The sequence below is a fragment of the Xylanimonas oleitrophica genome, from assembly GCF_003244315.1.
Taxonomy (GTDB): domain Bacteria; phylum Actinomycetota; class Actinomycetes; order Actinomycetales; family Cellulomonadaceae; genus Xylanimonas_A; species Xylanimonas_A oleitrophica.
Window position 1 is genome coordinate 1 of the sequence record NZ_QKWH01000024.1, and the last position, 5,638, is coordinate 5,638.

General features: G+C 58.5%; 3 rRNA genes. All 3 read left to right on the forward strand.

Annotated features, from left to right (window positions below):
• Positions 1–218 precede the first annotated feature (218 nt).
• The 3 genes from DNL40_RS16090 to rrf all read left to right on the forward strand — a co-directional run bounded on the left by DNL40_RS16090 (position 219) and on the right by rrf (position 5,631).
• A 16S ribosomal RNA gene (locus DNL40_RS16090) occupies positions 219–1,738 on the forward strand.
• A gap of 559 nt (positions 1,739–2,297) precedes the next feature.
• Positions 2,298–5,414 (forward strand): 23S ribosomal RNA (locus DNL40_RS16095).
• A gap of 100 nt (positions 5,415–5,514) precedes the next feature.
• Positions 5,515–5,631 (forward strand): 5S ribosomal RNA (gene rrf, locus DNL40_RS16100).
• Together the 16S, 23S and 5S rRNA genes form the textbook arrangement of a ribosomal RNA operon.
• Positions 5,632–5,638 lie beyond the last annotated feature (7 nt).

Sequence of the window (5,638 nt, forward strand, 5' to 3'; positions counted from 1 at the left end):
CGGATGGTGTGCGTCGGTTGTTTGAGAACTCAACAGTGTGCTTGATAGTCAATGCCAAATTTTATCCCTCGTCGGGTCGGCCGTCTGGTTGGCTCGTGAGGATTCCTTTGGACAATGAATCGAACTAGTCAGTTTGGTTCCTTGCCAGTTTCATGCCCCCTGTTCGGGGGTGCTTCGTATGGTCGTTACCCGCGCTGTGGTGTGGGTGGCATCAGACATTTACGGAGAGTTTGATCCTGGCTCAGGACGAACGCTGGCGGCGTGCTTAACACATGCAAGTCGAACGGTGAAGCCCAGCTTGCTGGGTGGATCAGTGGCGAACGGGTGAGTAACACGTGAGCAACCTGCCCTCCACTTCGGGATAAGCCTTGGAAACGAGGTCTAATACCGGATATGAGCCGCTACCGCATGGTGGTGGTTGGAAAGTTTTTCGGTGGGGGATGGGCTCGCGGCCTATCAGCTTGTTGGTGGGGTGATGGCCTACCAAGGCTTCGACGGGTAGCCGGCCTGAGAGGGCGACCGGCCACACTGGGACTGAGACACGGCCCAGACTCCTACGGGAGGCAGCAGTGGGGAATATTGCACAATGGGCGAAAGCCTGATGCAGCGACGCCGCGTGAGGGATGACGGCCTTCGGGTTGTAAACCTCTTTCAGCAGGGAAGAAGCGCAAGTGACGGTACCTGCAGAAGAAGCGCCGGCTAACTACGTGCCAGCAGCCGCGGTAATACGTAGGGCGCAAGCGTTGTCCGGAATTATTGGGCGTAAAGAGCTCGTAGGCGGTCTGTCGCGTCTGGTGTGAAAACCCGAGGCTCAACCTCGGGCTTGCATCGGGTACGGGCGGACTAGAGTGCTGTAGGGGAGACTGGAATTCCTGGTGTAGCGGTGGAATGCGCAGATATCAGGAGGAACACCGATGGCGAAGGCAGGTCTCTGGGCAGTTACTGACGCTGAGGAGCGAAAGCATGGGGAGCGAACAGGATTAGATACCCTGGTAGTCCATGCCGTAAACGTTGGGCACTAGGTGTGGGGACCATTCCACGGTTTCCGTGCCGCAGCTAACGCATTAAGTGCCCCGCCTGGGGAGTACGGCCGCAAGGCTAAAACTCAAAGGAATTGACGGGGGCCCGCACAAGCGGCGGAGCATGCGGATTAATTCGATGCAACGCGAAGAACCTTACCAAGGCTTGACATGCACCGGAAACACCTAGAGATAGGTGCCCCGTAAGGTCGGTGCACAGGTGGTGCATGGTTGTCGTCAGCTCGTGTCGTGAGATGTTGGGTTAAGTCCCGCAACGAGCGCAACCCTCGTCCCATGTTGCCAGCGGGTTATGCCGGGGACTCATGGGAGACTGCCGGGGTCAACTCGGAGGAAGGTGGGGATGACGTCAAATCATCATGCCCCTTATGTCTTGGGCTTCACGCATGCTACAATGGCCGGTACAGAGGGCTGCGATACCGTAAGGTGGAGCGAATCCCAAAAAGCCGGTCTCAGTTCGGATTGGGGTCTGCAACTCGACCCCATGAAGTCGGAGTCGCTAGTAATCGCAGATCAGCAACGCTGCGGTGAATACGTTCCCGGGCCTTGTACACACCGCCCGTCAAGTCACGAAAGTTGGTAACACCCGAAGCCCACGGCCCAACCCGCAAGGGAGGGAGTGGTCGAAGGTGGGACTGGCGATTGGGACTAAGTCGTAACAAGGTAGCCGTACCGGAAGGTGCGGCTGGATCACCTCCTTTCTAAGGAGCTTGACCTACCACGTCGCTCACGGCTGTTGGTCGTGGGTGGTGGTCAGGTGGCCGCGCACACACCGAACGCGTGTGTGGTGGTTGCTCTGGGTGGAACATTGACCGTAGAGCTTTCGTCTTCGGGTTCGTCTAGTACGCACATGGCTTGCTGTGTGGGGGAACGGCGTGTCTGGGGGTGGGGGCTTGGAGAGCACACTGTTGGGTCCTGAGGCAATCGGCCGCGGGATGCTGCTGCGAGGTTCGCTGCCCTTCGGGGTGGGTGGGCCGGCCCCTGGTGGGGTGTGGTGGTGTCTGGTCGGGGGTCTTGGTACGGGTCACTGGATGGTCGCGAACCGCTTCGGTCGCTGCTGCTGGTCCTCCTGGTGGAGGGGTGGTGGTGGGTGGTCGGGGTAGGCGGGCCGGGTCTGGTGGGTTCGTCCGTTGCTTGAGAACTGCACAGTGGACGCGAGCATCCAAAGATGTTCAAGGACAGGTCCGCGCACGAGCGTGTCGTCTCTTCGGGGACGGTGCCGGTTGGCGTGGGTTTGTTTCTTGGTATCTGCGTAGTGTTGTTGAAGTTTTTAAGGGCACAGGGTGGATGCCTTGGCACCAGGAGCCGAAGAAGGACGTAGTAGCCTGCGATAAGCCTCGGGGAGTTGGCAAACGAGCTGTGATCCGAGGATGTCCGAATGGGGGAACCCGGCCACAGTCATGTGTGGTCACCCGCACCTGAATATATAGGGTGTGTGGAGGGAACGCCGGGAAGTGAAACATCTCAGTACCGGCAGGAAGAGATATTCCGTGAGTAGTGGCGAGCGAAAGCGGATGAGGCCAAACCACGGGCGTGTTCAAGCTGTCAGGCGTTGCGTTCGTGGGGTTGTGGGACCTTCTAGGAGTGGCTGACACTGCTCCAGCCAGTAAGAAAGTCGCGTCATAGTCGAACCGGGTTGAAAACCGGACCGTAGAGGGTGGTAGTCCCGTAGACGAAATGGCGTGGCCTGGTTGAGGGGATCCCAAGTAGCACGGGGCCCGAGAAATCTCGTGTGAATCTGGCAAGACCACTTGCTAAGCCTAAATACTACCTGGTGACCGATAGCGGACTAGTACCGTGAGGGAAAGGTGAAAAGTACCCCGGGAGGGGAGTGAAATAGTACCTGAAACCGTGTGCCTACAATCCGTCGGAGCCTCCATAGCTGGGGTGACGGCGTGCCTTTTGAAGAATGAGCCTGCGAGTTAGTGCTCGGTGGCGAGGTTAACCCGTGTGGGGAAGCCGTAGCGAAAGCGAGTCCGAATAGGGCGATACAGTCGCCGGGTCTAGACCCGAAGCGAAGTGATCTAGCCATGGGCAGGTTGAAGCGCCGGTAAGACGGCGTGGAGGACCGAACCCACCAGGGTTGAAAACCTGGGGGATGACCTGTGGTTAGGGGTGAAAGGCCAATCAAACTTCGTGATAGCTGGTTCTCCCCGAAATGCATTTAGGTGCAGCGTCGCGTGTTTCTTGCCGGAGGTAGAGCTACTGGATGGCCGATGGGCCCTACAAGGTTACTGACGTCAGCCAAACTCCGAATGCCGGTAAGTGCAAGCGCGGCAGTGAGACTGCGGGGGATAAGCTCCGTAGTCGAGAGGGAAACAGCCCAGATCACCGGCTAAGGCCCCTAAGCGTGTGCTCAGTGGGAAAGGATGTGGAGTTGCACAGACAACCAGGAGGTTGGCTTAGAAGCAGCCACCCTTGAAAGAGTGCGTAATAGCTCACTGGTCAAGTGATTCCGCGCCGACAATGTAGCGGGGCTCAAGCACACCGCCGAAGCCGTGGCATCCACGCGTAACCCAAGCCGCCTCCTTGAGGGGTTGGTTCAGGGGCGTGGATGGGTAGGGGAGCGTCGTGTGGACGGTGAAGCCGCGGGGTGACCCAGCGGTGGAGACCACACGAGTGAGAATGCAGGCATGAGTAGCGAAAGACGGGTGAGAAACCCGTCCGCCGAATGACCAAGGGTTCCAGGGCCAGGTTAATCCGCCCTGGGTAAGTCGGGACCTAAGGCGAGGCCGACAGGCGTAGTCGATGGACAAGGAGTTGATATTCTCCTACCGGCGAAGAACCGCCCATACCGAGCCCGGTGATACTAACCATCCCAAGCCACCGCCGGCACCTTCGGGTGCCACTGGTGGGGAGGCGTGGGACCTGAACCGGTAGTAGGTAAGCGTATTAACAGGGGTGACGCAGGAAGGTAGCCCGGCGTGGCGATGGTAGTCCACGTCCAAGGCCGTAGCCCGTCCCATAGGCAAATCCGTGGGGCACGAGGGTGAGAGCTGATAGTGACCGCATTAGCGGGAAACGGGTGATCCTCTGCTGCCAAGAAAAGCCTCGACGCGAGGTTCTAGCCGCCCGTACCCCAAACCGACTCAGGTGGTCAGGTAGAGAATACCAAGGCGATCGAGCGAATCGTGGTTAAGGAACTCGGCAAAATGCCCCCGTAACTTCGGGAGAAGGGGGGCCTGAACCGTCAACACCCTTGCGGTGGGAAGCGGGGAGGGCCGCAGAGACCAGGGAGAAGCGACTGTTTACTAAAAACACAGGTCCGTGCTAAGTCGCAAGACGATGTATACGGACTGACGCCTGCCCGGTGCTGGAAGGTTAAGAGGACGGGTCAGCTTCGGCGAAGCCCAGAATTTAAGCCCCAGTAAACGGCGGTGGTAACTATAACCATCCTAAGGTAGCGAAATTCCTTGTCGGGTAAGTTCCGACCTGCACGAATGGCGTAACGACTTCTCCGCTGTCTCAACCGCGAGCTCGGCGAAATTGCACTACGAGTAAAGATGCTCGTTACGCGCAGCAGGACGGAAAGACCCCGGGACCTTTACTATAGCTTGGTATTGGTGTTCGGTGCAGTTTGTGTAGGATAGGTGGGAGACTGCGAAGCCCGGCCGCCAGGTCGGGTGGAGTCAACGTTGAAATACCACTCTGACTGCTTCGGACATCTAACCTCGGTCCGTGATCCGGATCAGGGACAGTGCCTGGTGGGTAGTTTAACTGGGGCGGTTGCCTCCCAAAATGTAACGGAGGCGCTCAAAGGTTCCCTCAGCCTGGTTGGCAATCAGGTGTCGAGTGCAAGTGCACAAGGGAGCTTGACTGTGAGACCGACAGGTCGAGCAGGGACGAAAGTCGGAACTAGTGATCCGGCGGTGGCTTGTGGAAGCGCCGTCGCTCAACGGATAAAAGGTACCCCGGGGATAACAGGCTGATCTTGCCCAAGAGTCCATATCGACGGCATGGTTTGGCACCTCGATGTCGGCTCGTCGCATCCTGGGGCTGGAGTAGGTCCCAAGGGTTGGGCTGTTCGCCCATTAAAGCGGTACGCGAGCTGGGTTTAGAACGTCGTGAGACAGTTCGGTCCCTATCCGCTGCGCGCGCAGGAAACTTGAGAAGGGCTGTCCCTAGTACGAGAGGACCGGGACGGACGAACCTCTGGTGTGCCAGTTGTACTGCCAAGTGCACCGCTGGTTAGCTACGTTCGGGAAGGATAACCGCTGAAAGCATCTAAGCGGGAAGCCTGCTTCAAGATGAGGTTTCCATAGACCCTCGGGTCTGAGAGGCACCCAGCTAGACCACTGGGTAGATAGGCCGGATGTGGAAGGCAGGACTAACGACTGCCGCAGCTGACCGGTACTAATCAGCCGACAACTTCAACACCCACACTCTTCATGCTACGCGTCCACTGTGCGGTTCCCGAGAAACGGGCACCAACCCCCCACCATCATGGTGTGGGGGGAACCCGACAACTCGATAGAGTTACGGCGGTCATAGCGTAGGGGAAACGCCCGGTCCCATTCCGAACCCGGAAGCTCAGCCCTACAGCGCCGATGGTACTGCCCTGGAGACGGGGTGGGAGAGTAGGACGCCGCCGGACACCCTTT